This window comes from Bradyrhizobium sp. A5, assembly GCF_042076515.1.
Taxonomy (GTDB): Bacteria; Pseudomonadota; Alphaproteobacteria; order Rhizobiales; family Xanthobacteraceae; genus Bradyrhizobium; species Bradyrhizobium cosmicum.
In genome coordinates, this window is the sequence record NZ_CP148990.1 from 4,301,718 (window position 1) to 4,315,303 (window position 13,586).

Consider the following 13,586-nt stretch of genomic DNA (forward strand, 5'->3'; position numbering starts at 1 on the left):
CGATGGCGCGGCCCAACCCCGAACCGCATTGGAAACCCTAGTGAGCCGCGATTAAAGACGCGTAAAGGTTAAGTCCGGACAGCGTGTCCCGCCGCTGCTGATGGTACCGCGATTGCCGTACAGCGACATGAATCTCAACACTTCGCTAACCATGATGACGTCGCCATGCGACGAAAACCTCGGCGTCTCGTGCAGGCCGATGTCTGGAATGGTCCGACGCTTCTGAACAAGCGATTTGTCTTGAGCAGCAATTTGTCTTGCGCGCCAGGACCACATCCATGTCGCCGGCCGTGCGGGCCGGCGACCGCCTGGCAAGTCAGGAGCTCAGTGGATTTCCGCGGAGCGCTTCAGCGCGGCCTTCAGCTTCTCCAGCGAGAAGTCGGGGCTGCGGGCAATCTCGAGGATCGGCGTCTCGCGCCGGCCGCAGAGTTCGGCGGCTTCCGGCAGCTTCGCGGCGATGTCGAGCGGGATCACGATGGCGCCGTGCTGGTCGGCGTGAATGAGGTCATCCGACTTCACGGTCATGCCGGCGACGCGCACTTCGCCGCCGAAGCTCTCCGCATGCACCCACGCATGTGACGGGCCGATCGAACCGGCCAGCGCCTGGAAGCCCGGGGCCCATTGCGGGATGTCGCGGATCGAGCCGTCGGTGATGACGCCGAGGCAGCCGAGCGCCTTGTGCACGTTGCTCTGCACCTCGCCCCAGAACGCACCGTAGCCGACATCGGGACCGTCGATGTCCTGGATCACCGAGATGCGCGGACCGTGGCCGGTGCCGACATATTCGTAATAGTCGATGCGGCGCCTGGACTGCTCGTCGGCCGGCAGCGAGGATTTCAGCACCGAGCGGATCGCGACCGTGCGGGCGTAGCCGACGATCGGCGGCAGATCGGGGAACGGGCAGACGAGTTGTTTGGTGGTGTAGCCGATCAGCCGGCGCTCGGGCGCGACGATCTCCATGGCATTGCAGATCGTCGGGGTGTCGTAGCGGCCCAGCGCTTCGAGCACGGAAGCGGGCAGCGGCCCGGTCGCGGAATTGGTCACGGCGTTCTCTCCCAGATTGGCGGCCGCTGTTGGCGCGGTGCCGCCTGCACGGGCGATATAGCCGAGATCAGGCTTCAACCCAACTCAGCACGCCCTCATGGCAGATATCCGTGTCTTGCCGCTCAGTGCAGCCGTCCGGGCCGGTCGTCGTCGTCCGGCGGCTCCGCCAGGTTTGCCAGTGTCGGCGCCGAGGGGGGCGACGGGACCTCGCCTCCTGCCGCCGGCGCGGTGGCTTCCATTGCACGGGCCTGATCGCGATAGGATTTGAAACCGAGCGGCAGTGAGGCCAGATACAGCACCGTGCCGATCGAGAGCACGTACCAGGGATAGCTGATCAGAAGCGCGATGAAGAAGATCACCGCGACGAAGGCCGGCAACACCAGCTCCGGCGGCACCCGCATGCGCATGCTCTTGCCGGAGAACACCGGCAGGCGCGACACCATCAGGAAGGCAATCAACAGCGTGTAGCCGGCCGTGAGCGACGCGGGCCAGCGCCCCAGATCCAGGAATGCGGCATAGATCGGCAACATCACGGTAATTGCACCGGCTGGTGCCGGCATGCCCGTGAAGAAATTGGCGGCAAAGGCCGGTTTGTTCGGATCGTCCAGTGTCGCGTTGAAGCGCGCAAGCCGCAGGCACATGGAGATCGCAAACACCATGGCCGCGATCCAGCCGGCATTGCCGAGCTCGTGCAGCTGCCAGAAATACAGCATCAGGCCGGGGGCCACGCCGAAATTGACGAAATCGGCGAGGCTGTCGAGCTCGGCACCGAACTTGGACTGGCCCTTGATCAGCCGCGCAATGCGGCCGTCGATGCCGTCGAGCGCCGCCGCGAACACGATGGCATAGACGGCAAGCGTCATCCGCCCTTCGATCGACAGCCGGATCGCCGTCAGGCCGGCGCAGATCGCCAGCAGCGTAATGACGTTGGGCACCAGCATCCGCACCGGGATCGGGCGGAACCGGCGGCGGCGCACGTCTGGATCTCTGGAGTCGTAGGGCGTCATGGATCGTCCTCACCTCAAGGCGAGATATAGCAAGCCGCGCTCCCCTCCGCCATTGCGGCGGAAGGCCCTCATGGACCGACTTATTGGTTAATTGGCGCGGTAGGCGCGGCTCGGGTCGTCGCCGGCAAGGTCGGCCAAAATCGTCTCGCCGGCGATTGCGGTCTGCCCTTCCGAGACCAGCGCCCTGGTGCCGACGGGCAGATAGACGTCGAGGCGCGAGCCGAAGCGGATCAGGCCGAAGCGCTCACCGGCCCCGATCGCCTGCCCTTCCCTGACGAAGCAGACGATGCGCTTGGCGATCAGCCCTGCGATCTGGACTACGCCGATCCGTGCCGTCGGCGTCGTGATCACCAGCGAGTTGCGCTCATTGTCCTCGCTCGCCTTGTCGAGCTCGGCATTGATGAAGAGGCCGGGCCGGTAGGCGATGCGGTCCACCCTGCCCGCAACGGGGGCGCGGTTCACATGGCAGTTGAACACGCTCATGAACACCGAGATGCGCGGCAGCGGCCGGTCGCCGAGCCCGAGCTCGGCCGGCGGCAGTGCCATGGTGATCATCGAGACGCGGCCGTCGGCCGGCGACACCACGAGCCCCTCGCGCACCGGCGTCACCCGCACGGGGTCGCGGAAGAACAGCGCGCACCACACGGTCAGGATCGTGCCGATCCACCCGAGCGGCGACCACAGCCAGAACAGGATCAGGCTCGCCAGGGCAAAGCCGCCGATGAAGGGATAGCCCTCCTTGTGGATCGGCGGGATCTGACGCTGGATCGAATCGAGAATGGACATCGCTATCTGCCGCCTGGGAGTTGATGGCGCGCGGGGCGTCCCCGCGCGGTGGAGTTGTTTAGGCCAGAGTTGGGACCGGAGACAAGGTCACTCCGCGGCCTCAGGCGCTGTGAGGGCGTCCTGGACCGGCGGCGGCTCCCGGTTGGGCGCCTCGCTGGTATCAGCCATTTTGGCCAGCTTCTCGCGCGCGGCCTCCGCCTCGCGCTGCCTGTTCCACATGCTGGCATAGAGGCCGCTCTGCGCGAGCAGCTTGGCGTGGGTGCCGCGCTCGGCGATGCGGCCCTGGTCCAGCACGATGATCTCGTCGGCGCCGACGATGGTGGAAAGCCGGTGCGCGATCACGAGCGAGGTGCGGTTTTTCGCCACCCGCTCGAGCGCGCCCTGGATCTCGTGCTCGGTGTGGGTGTCGAGCGCCGACGTCGCCTCGTCCAGCACCAGGATCGGCGGCGCTTTCAAGACGGTACGCGCGATGGCGACGCGCTGCTTCTCGCCGCCGGAGAGCTTCAGGCCGCGCTCGCCGACCTGGGTCTCGTAGCCCTTCGGCGCCATGCGGATGAAATGGTCGATCTGCGCCAGTTGCGCTGCCTGCTCGACCTCGGCATCGCTGGCGTCCCACCGGCCGTAGCGGATATTGTAGCGGATGGTGTCGTTGAACAGCACGGTATCCTGCGGCACCATGCCGATCGAGGCGCGCAAGCTGGCCTGCGTGACCTCGCGGATGTTCTGGCCGTCGATCAAAATCCTGCCGCCCGAGATGTCGTAGAGGCGGAACAGAAGCCGCGAGATGGTCGACTTGCCCGCCCCCGACGGGCCGACGATCGCCACCGTCTTGCCGGCCGGCACCTCGAAGCTGATGCCCTTCAGGATCGGGCGCGCAGGCTCATAGGCAAAGCGCACGTCCTCAAAACGCACATTCCCGGCGGAGACTACCAGCGGCTTTGCATCGGGCACGTCCTTGATCTCGGCTTCGCGGCCAAGGACGTTGAACATCTTCTCGATGTCGATGATCGCCTGCTTGATCTCGCGATAGACCATGCCCATGAAATTCAGCGGCTGGTAAAGCTGAATCATCATGGCGTTGATCAGCACGAAATCGCCGACCGTGTTGGTGCCGTTGCGCACGCCGATCGCGCACATCAGCATGGTCGCGGTCAGCCCCATCGTGAAGATCACCGCCTGTCCGGTGTTAAGCACGGCGAGCGACGTATAGGCCTGGACGCTCGATTCCTCGTAGCGCGCGACCGACTTGTCGTAACGCTGCGCCTCGCGCGCCTCGGCGCTGAAATATTTCACGGTCTCGTAGTTGAGCAGCGAGTCGATCGCCTTGGTATTCGCCTCGGTGTCGGAATCGTTCATCTTGCGACGAATGCCGATCCGCCATTCGGTCGCGATGTAGGTGTAGTACATGTACACCGTCACCGTGATCAGGGTCGCGACCACGTAGCGCCAGTCGAACTGCCAGAGCAGCACGGCCATCAGCAGCGAGACCTCGACGATGGTCGGGATCAGCTGAAGGATCACCATCCGCACGATGACCTCGATGCCCTCGCGGCCACGCTCGAGCACCCGCGTCAGGCCGCCGGTCTTGCGTTCGAGGTGAAAGCGCAGCGAGAGTTCGTGCATGTGAATGAAGGTGATGGTGGCAAGCTTGCGCACCGCATGCATGGCCACGCGGGCGAAGATGCCGTCGCGCCATTGCGTCAGCACCGCCATCATGATGCGCATCACGCCGTAGCTCGCGGTCAGCAGCAACGGCGAGGCGATCACCCAGAGGTGCCAGTTGTCGGCCTGCACCGGCGCGGTGTTGGCGCCGGTCAGCGCATCGGTCGCCCATTTGAAGCTGAATGGAACCGTGAGCGTGATCAGCTTGGCGGCGAGCAGCAGCACCATCGACCAGACCACGCGCATCTTCAGGTCGAAGCGGTCGCCCGGCCAGATATAGGGCCACAGATGCGCCAGCGTGCCCATCAGCGTGGCCCGTTCCAGCGGTCCGCCGGCCGGCTCGGGCGCTTCGGCGCCATGGGGCGAATGGGGATGAGTCATCAAGACAGCCTGAAAGCCCGCCGGATGCGGGCTGCGTTGCGATTAACGATTTTCGCTCGTCATATAGAAGCTTCCGGAGGCGAACGCACCCCGCCAGATGGCGAATCTTCGATTGTTTGTCGCCATTTACCGGTAGATTTCCGGGTGGTCCGAATCACCGATTGGGCTTGACGCCCTTTCGCTGCAATGCATCATGGCGCCAATGAGCACGATCAAAACCGTCTGTGTCTATTGCGGCTCCGGTCCCGGAACCAATCCTCGTTTCATCGAAGGCGCCAATGCGTTCGGCAAGGCGCTCGCCGAGAACAACGTCCGTCTCGTCTATGGCGGCGGCTCGCTTGGCCTGATGGGCGCGGTCGCGACCTCCGTGCTCGATCACGGCGGCACTGTCACCGGCATCATCCCCGAATTCCTGCGCCAGCGCGAGAATGCGCTGACGCGCGTGCAGGAGATGATCGTTACCCCCGACATGCACGAGCGCAAGCGGCTGATGTTCGAACGCTCCGACGCCTTCGTGGCATTGCCGGGCGGCGTCGGCACGCTGGAGGAGTTGGTCGAGCAATTGACCTGGAAGCAGCTCGGCCGTCACGCCAAGCCGGTGCTGCTCGCCAACATCGACAATTTCTGGGAGCCGCTGTTCTCGCTGCTGTCACACATGCGCCAGACCGAGTTCATCCGCGCCGGCCTGTCGGTCGACATCCTCAAGGCCGATCGCGTCGAGGATATCCTGCCGAAGCTGAAGTCCGCGGTGGCACAGCTCGCCGAAGCTGAAAAGCAGCTCGCCCCGGAAGTGGCGCGTAAGCTCTAAACATCATTCGCTCGGGAACGTCACCGCCTCGATCCGGTTGCCGTCGGGATCGACGACGAATGCCGCGTAATAGCGCACGCGGTCGTGCGGACGGATTGCCGGTGCACTCTCGGACGCACCTCCAGCCCCAAGTGCCGCGGCGTGAAACGCGTCGACCTCCGCCGTGGTCTTCGCCCGCAGGCAGATGTGTACGCCGCTCTCCGGCGGCACGCGCGGCATGTTCTCGCGCAAGTTGATCCAGAACTCGGGATAGGCCTTGCCGAAGCCGATCGTCCGCGGCCGCGTGACCAAGCGCGTAAGGCCGAGGGCCGCGAGCGTGGCGTCGTAAAACTTTGCGGAGCGTTCGAGGTCGCTGACGCCGACGGAAATGTGGTCGATCATGTGTGCGCTCGCAATGACGGTGCTTTTAGCACCGCCATACATCAAATTGCCGTCCCCTACGCCGGCGCGCCGGACTTCACGAGCTTGTAGATCACCGAATCCATCAGCGCCTGGAACGAGGCATCGATGATGTTCGGCGACACGCCGACCGTGGTCCAACTGTCGCCGTTCTCGTCCTTGCTTTCGATCAGCACGCGCGTGACCGCGCCGGTGCCGCCATTGAGGATACGCACGCGGTAGTCGATCAGCGTCAAACCCTCGATGTATTTCTGGTACTTGCCGAGGTCCTTGCGAAGCGCGACGTCGAGCGCGTTGACGGGGCCGTTGCCTTCTGCCGCCGAAATCAAATGCTCGCCGGCGACGTCCACCTTGACCACGGCAAGCGCCACCGTCACACGCTCGCCAAGCGCGTTGTAGCGCTGCTCGACATTGACATCGAACTGCTCGACCTCGAAATAATGCGGCACCTTGCCGAGCGTGCGGCGCGCCAGCAGGTCGAACGAGGCGTTGGCAGATTCATAGGCGTAGCCGGCCGCCTCGCGCTCCTTCAACTCCTCCACGAGCCGGGTCAGCTTCGGATCGCTCTTCTCATAGGCGATGCCGGCGCGGTCGAGCTCGGCGATGACGTTGGAGCGGCCGGCCTGGTCGGACACCAGCACCTTGCGGTGATTGCCGACCGTCTCGGGCAGCACGTGCTCGTAGGTGTGCGGATCCTTCAGCACGGCGGAGGCGTGGATGCCGGTCTTGGTCACGAAGGCGCTTTCGCCGACATAGGCCGCATGACGGTTCGGCACGCGGTTGAGCATGTCGTCGAGCGTGCGCGAGACCTTGACCAGGGTCGCCAGTTTCTCCGCCGTGACTGATATCTCGAAGGCGTCGGCAAACTCCTGCTTCAACTTCAAGGTCGGGATCAGCGAGCAGAGATTGGCATTGCCGCAGCGCTCGCCAAGGCCGTTCAGCGTGCCCTGGATCTGCCGCGCGCCGGCGCGCACCGCGGCGAGCGAATTCGCAACCGCCTGCTCGGTGTCGTTATGGGCGTGGATGCCGAGATGATCGCCGGGGATGTGCTTCGTCACCTCGGCGACGATCGCCTCGATCTCGTTCGGCATGGTGCCGCCATTGGTGTCGCACAGCACCACCCAGCGCGCGCCGGCCTCATGAGCGGCCTTGGCGCAGGCGAGCGCGAAGCTGGAATCTTCCTTGTAGCCGTCGAAGAAGTGCTCGCAGTCGAGCATGACCTCGCGGCCGGCCGCCTTCGCCGCCGCAACGCTGTCGCGGATGGAAGCGAGGTTTTCCTCCTTCGTCGTCTCCAGTGCGACGCGCACCTGATAGGCGGAGGACTTCGCGACGAAACAGATCGCATCGGCTTTCGCTTCCAGCAGACCTGCAACACCGGGATCGTTGGAGAGCGAGCGCCCTGCCCGGCGCGTCATGCCGAAGGCGGTGAAGCGCGCATGCGACAAGTTCGGCCTGGTGCCGAAGAACTCGGTGTCGGTCGGATTGGCGCCGGGATAGCCGCCCTCGACATAGTCGATGCCGAGATCGTCCAGCATCGCGGCAATGATCTGCTTGTCGGCCAGCGTGAAATCGACGCCATTGGTCTGCGCGCCGTCGCGCAGCGTGGTGTCGAACAGATAGAGGCGCTCCCTGCTCATGACGCGGCTCCGAGCGTCTTCTTCATCGTGGTGTTGGCAAGCCACTCGTCGTTGACGGTGATGCTGTTGCGCTGCATGGCGACGTAGCCGCGCTTGGCGAAAAAGCCCTGGGCGGTGTCGCTGGCGTCGACCGAGAGGCCGGTCGCCCCGCGGCCACCGGCAAGCTTCTCCAGCGCGTCGACCAGCATGGTCGCGATGCCCTGTCCGGTCACGGCCGGATGCACATAGAGCATGCGGATGTGATCGGCCCCGCGCAGCGAAGCGAAGCCGACGGGCGAGCCTTCCAATGTCGCGACCAGCGTCAGGTCGGCAGCAAGCCGCTTGCCGAACTCTTCGCTGTCCGCCGCCTCCATCCAGGCCTGTTGCTGCGCCTCGTTGTAGTCCTCGCCGGTCAGCTCCTCGATGCTGGCCGTGAAGATCGCGGCGAGAACCGGCACGTCTGCCGGCAGGAATGGCCGCAGGCCGGGCTTTGGCAAAGTCTGTCCCATGGTCTTCACCATATCCCGTAGAGCTTGAGCGCCAGTGCCGCCGCGGCGCCGAGCAGCAGGATCTTGAGCGCGATGTAATAGAGCCAGTGCCGCGGAAACGGCGTGTCGGGGCGTTTCATCGCGCGATCTCCCAGGTCGTTCCCGCCTTGGAGTCCTTGATCGCAACGCCCATCGCGGCGAGCAGATCGCGGATGCGGTCGGACTCCTTGAAGTCCTTGCGACTACGGGCCGCCGTCCGCTCCGAGAGCAGGCGCTCGACCTCTTTGGCATCGACGCCGCTGGCCTGCTGCTTGCGCCCTTCCCACTGCGCAGCGCTCTCGGACAGGAAGCCGAGCAACCGCAATGAACCCGCCAGGGCGAGTACGTCGCTGCTGCGCAGACCGTGCAGCGCCGCGATCGCGAGCGGCGTGTTGAGGTCGTCGAGCAACGGATCGACCACGGACGCAGCTGGCTTGCCCGGCGCGACGTCGGCCGCGACGCGATACCAGTCGTCGAGCGTCTTGGCGCTCTCCTCCAGTGACTTCATGGTCCAGTCGATCGGCGAACGATAATGCGTCTTCAGCATGTTCAGGCGCAGCACCTCGCCCGGCCAATCCGCGAGCAGCTGATGGATCGTGATGAAGTTGCCGAGCGACTTCGACATCTTCTCGCTCTCGACCTGCAGGAAGCCGTTGTGCATCCAGTAGTTCGCCATGCGCTCGCGGTGGAAGGCGCAGCAGGTCTGCGCGACCTCGTTCTCGTGATGCGGAAATACGAGATCGATGCCGCCGCCATGGATGTCGAAATGCTCGCCGAGATGCTTCCAGGCCATGGCCGAGCACTCGATATGCCAGCCCGGGCGCCCCTCGGCCTTGATGCCGGCTGGCGACGGCCATGACGGCTCACCGGGCTTGGAGGGCTTCCACAGCACGAAGTCGGTGTTGTCTTTCTTGTAGGGCGCCACATCGACGCGGGCACCGGCGATCATCTCGTCCAGCGAACGATTGGACAGCGCACCATAGCGCGGCAGGCCGGCATTGGCCGCATTCATCGCCTGCGGCGAGAACAGCACGTGGTCCTCGGCGGCATAGGCAAAGCCGCCCTTGACCAGCCGTTCGATGATCTCGCGCATCTCGCCGATATGCTCGGTCGCGCGGGGCTCGACGCTCGGCCGCAGCGCACCGAGCGCATCGACGTCGGCGTGAAACTGCTGTCCGGTCTGCTCGGTGACCTTGCGGATCGCCTCGTTCAGCGGCAGGCCGGGGAAGTCGCGCGCGGCGCGGTCGTTGATCTTGTCGTCGACGTCGGTGATGTTGCGGACGTATTTGACGTGCGCCTCGCCGTAGAGATGGCGCAGCAGCCGAAACAGCACGTCGAACACGATCACCGGCCGCGCGTTGCCGATATGGGCGAAGTCGTAGACGGTCGGTCCGCACACATACATGCGGACGTCGTTCGCATCGAGCGGCACGAACGGCCGCTTCTCCTTCGTCAGCGTATCGTAAAGGCGCAATTCCATATGGATACCCGTCGGCTGTTGGCCGGGCGTCCAGTGCTCTCAATGGTTTTGAGAAAAGACGGCTCCAGCCAGCGAATCGCTAGCTCGTAATCTCGCGGCAAATGGCGCAAATGACGAGGAGACCGTTCATGGCGGAACATATGGGCTATGAGGCGGCCCCGCGTCAAGAGTGCCGCGGAAATGCCGTTTTGTCTCCACGCTGCGCCCTCGCCGGCCCTAATGGTTCATGATCCTTAACTATTTGCGCCCATTCTGGAACTGGCAGTTCCTTCTTTTTGCCTCCGGTGTTTTCATGCGATCATTGCTCGCGCTCATTTCCTGCGCTTCCATCCTTTCAGCATCCATCGCTCTTGCCGAAACCCGCGTCTTCATCATTCCCAGCCAGGCGGACGGCTACGGCGTCGATCATTGCTTGGCCAAGGGCGACAAATGCGGCGCACAGGTCGCGCGGACCTACTGCCAGTCACGAGATTTTGCCCAGGCATCAAGCTATCGTCGGGTCGATCCCGACGAAATTACCGGCTCTGTCCCCAAAACCGGCGCAAACTGCTCGCATGGCCATTGCGACGAATACGTCGCAATCACCTGCCAGCGCTGAATTCGCTCGGAACTGGCGTATCTTAGGCCCGGTCTTTGGCCCCGAAACGACGTGACGATGCCGCGGGAAGCGGCTATGGGAGGGCGCGCTTCGGCCCTCCAATGTCACATGGGGCCGTGACCTCGCTAGAATGGCGGATATGCCTGAATTTTTGTCCCTCTTCCGTGCCCGCTTCCTCTCTGCCTGCACCGTGCTTCTGAGCACCGTCGTGCTCGCCACCGGCGCTTTCGCGCAGGCCGGCCCGCCGGGTCCGCCGCCTCAGCCTGGCCAGAATGGGCTTGGCCCCAATCCGATGTGCGTGCGACTGGAAGGTCAGCTCGCCGCGCTCGATCGCGGCGGCGGCGGTGATCCCGCGCGCGACGACCAGATCCGCCGCTACCAGGACTCCCAGGCCAAGCAGCAGGCCGAGCTCGACCGCGTCACCATGCAGGCCAAGCGGATGGGCTGCGATTCCTCCGGCTTCTTTTCGCTGTTCAACGGCCAGTCGGCGCAATGCGGGCCGGTCAACACCCAGATCCAGCAGATGCGCGCCAATCTGGACCAGATCACCGGCAATCTCGAACGCCTGCGCGGCGGCGGCCCCGGCGGCTTCAGCCCGGAGCGCGACAACCAGCGCCGCTCGGTGCTGGTGGCGCTGGCGCAGAACAATTGCGGTCCGCAATACGCCAACGCTGCGCAATCACAAGGCGGCGGCAACTTCCTGAGCAATCTGTTCGGCGGCAACAATCCCAACAATCCGCAAGGCGGCCCGCCCGCCGATCTCGGCCCGCAATCCGGCACCTACCGCACCGTGTGCGTGCGCACCTGCGACGGCGCCTATTTCCCGGTCTCGTTCGCCACCGTGCCGGCGCGCTTCCCCGACGACGAGAAGACCTGCAAGGCGCTGTGCCCGGCCGCGGAAGCCGTGCTCTACACCCACCGCAATCCCGGCGAAGACATGAACTCCGCGGTCTCCACCAGCGGCCAGCCCTACACGGCGCTGCCGACCGCGTTCAAATTCCGCAGCGAGTTCAACCCGTCCTGCTCCTGCAAGGCGGCGGGCCAGACCTGGGCCGACGCCTTGAAATCGGCCGACGACAAGGCTTCAGCCGAGCAGCAGGGTGACATCATCGTCACCGAGGAGAGCGCCAAGAAGATGCAGCAGCAGCGGCTCGGCAAGGGCACGCCTGCGACGACCGCGAAGAAGGGCACGACCCCGGCGCCGACGACAGCGACGACACCGGCCGCGACACCGCCAGCGGATACCGGCACGGCGACGACATCCTCCGAAAATAAGCCGATCCGCTCGGTCGGTCCGAGCTTCCTGCCGCAGCAGCAGAAGTGAGGCGCCTGCCGTAAACTCGGCCGCCACCTCAAACTCAACTGTCATGCCCCGCGAAGGCGGAGCATCCAGTACTCCGCGGCGGAAGTTGGCTTTCACAATGTCCGACGCGGAGTACTGGATCATCCGCCCCAGTGCGCGATTGCGCACTGAGGCGGATGATGACAGCGGGATGGGTAGCTACCCCTCGAACGCGTCGATCGACGCCCGGCTGCCGCGCGAGACCAGCGTCTCGTCCGCCACCGGCAGCCCCTCGCCCTTGTCGCGAAAGCGGTTGGTGATGGGATAGCGGCGGTCGCGGCCGAAATTCCTCGCCGTCACCTTCACGCCCGGCGCGGCCTGGCGGCGCTTGTATTCGGCGACGTTGAGGAGATGGTCGATGCGGATCACCGTCTCGCGATCGAAGCCGGACGCGATGATCTGATCGAGCGGCTCCTCGCGTTCGATGAGACCCTGCAGAATGGCATCGAGCACCTCGTAGGGCGGCAGCGAGTCCTGGTCGGTCTGGTTCTCGCGCAGCTCCGCGCTCGGCGGGCGCGTGATGATGTCGGGCGGGATCACCTCGCCCGCAGGCCCGAGCGCGCCGTCCGGCTTCCAGGCATTGCGCAAGCTTGCCAGCCGAAACACCTGGGTCTTGTAGATGTCCTTGATCGGGTTGAAACCACCGTTCATGTCGCCATAGAGCGTGGCGTAGCCGACCGACATTTCCGACTTGTTGCCTGTGGTGACCACCATCAGCCCGGTCTTGTTGGAGATCGCCATCAGCAGCGTGCCGCGGGTGCGGGCCTGGAGATTCTCCTCCGTGATATCGGGCGGCAAGTTCTTGAAGATGCCGGACAAGATTGTTTCGAAGCCGGTCACGGCCTCGGCGATCGGCAGCACCTCGTAGCGGATGCCGAGATGGCCGGCGAGCTCGCCGGCATCAGCGATCGAATGTGCGGCTGTGTAGCGGTAAGGCAGCATCACGCCGTGGACCTGGTCGGCGCCGAGCGCATCGACCGCGATCGCCGCGCAGAGCGCCGAATCGATGCCGCCGGAAATTCCGAGCAGCACCCCGGGAAAGCCGTTCTTGGCGACGTAGTCGCGCAGCCCCAGCACGCAGGCGGCGTAGTCGGCGTGGTCGCCCTCGGGCAGCTGCGCGATCGGCCCCGCGCAGCGCCAATCGTCGCCATGTCTGGTGAAACGCAGCGTGCTGATGTTCTCGACAAAGGCGGGCAATTGCGCGGCGAGCGAAAGATCGCCGTTGAGCGCGAAGGAGGCGCCGTCGAACACGAGCTCGTCCTGGCCGCAGACCTGGTTGAGATAGACCAGCGGCAGCCCGCTCTCCGTCACGCGCGCCACGGCCACTGAGAGACGCACATCGTTCTTGTCGCGGGCGTAAGGCGAGCCGTTCGGCACCAGGATGATCTCGGCGCCGGTCTCGGCCAGTGTCTCGACCACGTTCTCGTAGTCTTCGGACTCCTCGAGCCAGATATCCTCGCAGATCGGCACGCCGATGCGCACGCCGCGCACGGTCACCGGACCGGCCGCGGGGCCGCGCGAAAACAGCCGCTTCTCGTCGAACACGCCGTAGTTCGGCAGATTGCACTTGAAGCGCAAGCTCGCGATACGGCCGCCGTCGAGCAGCGCGCAGGCATTGTAGAGCCTGCCGTCCTCGACCCAGGGCGTGCCGACCAGCATGGCTGGCCCGCCGTCGGCAGTCTCGCGCGCCAGGCTTTCGATCGCGGCGCGGCAGGCAGCCTGGAAGGCCGGCTTCTGCACCAGATCTTCCGGCGGATAGCCGGCGATGAACAATTCCGGAAACAGCACGAGATCGGCGCCGTCGGCGATCGCCTGCGCGCGCGCGGCCCGCACCTTGGCGGCATTGCCGTCGATGTCGCCCATGGTCGGGTTGAGCTGGGCGAGCGTGACCGCGAATGCGTTGAGACGTTCGGTCATGGCCACCGCGCTCCGATCC

General features: G+C 65.0%; 12 protein-coding genes. 3 read left to right on the forward strand and 9 right to left on the reverse strand.

The annotated features are described in order from the left end of the window. Positions 1–324: 324 nt before the first annotated feature. The 4 genes from WHZ77_RS20750 to WHZ77_RS20765 all read right to left on the reverse strand — a co-directional run bounded on the left by WHZ77_RS20750 (position 325) and on the right by WHZ77_RS20765 (position 4,880). The gene (locus WHZ77_RS20750; protein WP_375314774.1) at positions 325–1,044 is read right to left on the reverse strand and encodes an RraA family protein; all 720 of its coding nucleotides are present in this window, start codon (positions 1,042–1,044) and stop codon (positions 325–327) included. Between the two features lie 122 nt (positions 1,045–1,166). Continuing rightward, positions 1,167–2,051, reverse strand: a complete 885-nt coding sequence (locus WHZ77_RS20755; protein ID WP_375309639.1) for a CDP-alcohol phosphatidyltransferase family protein — start codon at positions 2,049–2,051, stop codon at positions 1,167–1,169. A gap of 87 nt (positions 2,052–2,138) precedes the next feature. Beyond that, positions 2,139–2,837, reverse strand: coding sequence for a phosphatidylserine decarboxylase (locus tag WHZ77_RS20760; protein WP_015686925.1), 699 nt, complete (start codon positions 2,835–2,837; stop codon positions 2,139–2,141). Positions 2,838–2,924: 87 nt separating this feature from the next. Next, on the reverse strand, positions 2,925–4,880 hold the full coding sequence (locus tag WHZ77_RS20765; RefSeq protein ID WP_375309640.1) for an ABCB family ABC transporter ATP-binding protein/permease: 1,956 nt from the start codon (positions 4,878–4,880) through the stop codon (positions 2,925–2,927). A gap of 202 nt (positions 4,881–5,082) precedes the next feature. Between WHZ77_RS20765 and WHZ77_RS20770 the strand changes: the two genes are divergently transcribed. Continuing rightward, positions 5,083–5,688 carry a TIGR00730 family Rossman fold protein gene (locus tag WHZ77_RS20770; RefSeq protein ID WP_375309641.1) on the forward strand — a complete coding sequence of 202 codons (606 nt, stop codon included), beginning with the start codon at positions 5,083–5,085 and terminating at the stop codon, positions 5,686–5,688. A 3-nt stretch (positions 5,689–5,691) separates the two neighbouring features. Here the strand turns inward: WHZ77_RS20770 and WHZ77_RS20775 are convergent, their stop codons facing one another. The 4 genes from WHZ77_RS20775 to cysS all read right to left on the reverse strand — a co-directional run bounded on the left by WHZ77_RS20775 (position 5,692) and on the right by cysS (position 9,710). Then, positions 5,692–6,069, reverse strand: coding sequence for a VOC family protein (locus tag WHZ77_RS20775; protein ID WP_375309642.1), 378 nt, complete (start codon positions 6,067–6,069; stop codon positions 5,692–5,694). Between the two features lie 56 nt (positions 6,070–6,125). Next, positions 6,126–7,724, reverse strand: a complete 1,599-nt coding sequence (gene cimA / locus WHZ77_RS20780) for a citramalate synthase (RefSeq protein WP_375309643.1) — start codon at positions 7,722–7,724, stop codon at positions 6,126–6,128. Continuing rightward, complete coding sequence (locus WHZ77_RS20785) at positions 7,721–8,212, reverse strand: GNAT family N-acetyltransferase (RefSeq protein ID WP_375309644.1); 492 nt, start codon at positions 8,210–8,212, stop codon at positions 7,721–7,723. The genes cimA and WHZ77_RS20785 overlap by 4 nt, the downstream gene beginning before the upstream one ends. 115 nt (positions 8,213–8,327) lie before the next feature. Further along, the gene (gene cysS, locus WHZ77_RS20790) at positions 8,328–9,710 is read right to left on the reverse strand and encodes a cysteine--tRNA ligase (protein ID WP_375309645.1); all 1,383 of its coding nucleotides are present in this window, start codon (positions 9,708–9,710) and stop codon (positions 8,328–8,330) included. A gap of 292 nt (positions 9,711–10,002) precedes the next feature. On the opposite strand from cysS, the gene WHZ77_RS20795 reads away from it, so the two are divergent. Together WHZ77_RS20795 and WHZ77_RS20800 are read left to right on the forward strand one after the other, a co-directional pair. Beyond that, the gene (locus tag WHZ77_RS20795) at positions 10,003–10,308 is read left to right on the forward strand and encodes a hypothetical protein (protein ID WP_375314775.1); all 306 of its coding nucleotides are present in this window, start codon (positions 10,003–10,005) and stop codon (positions 10,306–10,308) included. A gap of 130 nt (positions 10,309–10,438) precedes the next feature. Next, positions 10,439–11,632 carry a DUF2865 domain-containing protein gene (locus WHZ77_RS20800; RefSeq protein WP_375309646.1) on the forward strand — a complete coding sequence of 398 codons (1,194 nt, stop codon included), beginning with the start codon at positions 10,439–10,441 and terminating at the stop codon, positions 11,630–11,632. A 177-nt stretch (positions 11,633–11,809) separates the two neighbouring features. On the opposite strand, the gene WHZ77_RS20805 is transcribed toward WHZ77_RS20800, so the two are convergent. Continuing rightward, positions 11,810–13,567 (reverse strand): NAD+ synthase, encoded by a 1,758-nt coding sequence (locus tag WHZ77_RS20805; RefSeq protein WP_375309647.1) that lies wholly within the window; start codon positions 13,565–13,567, stop codon positions 11,810–11,812. Between the last annotated feature and the right edge of the window lie 19 nt (positions 13,568–13,586).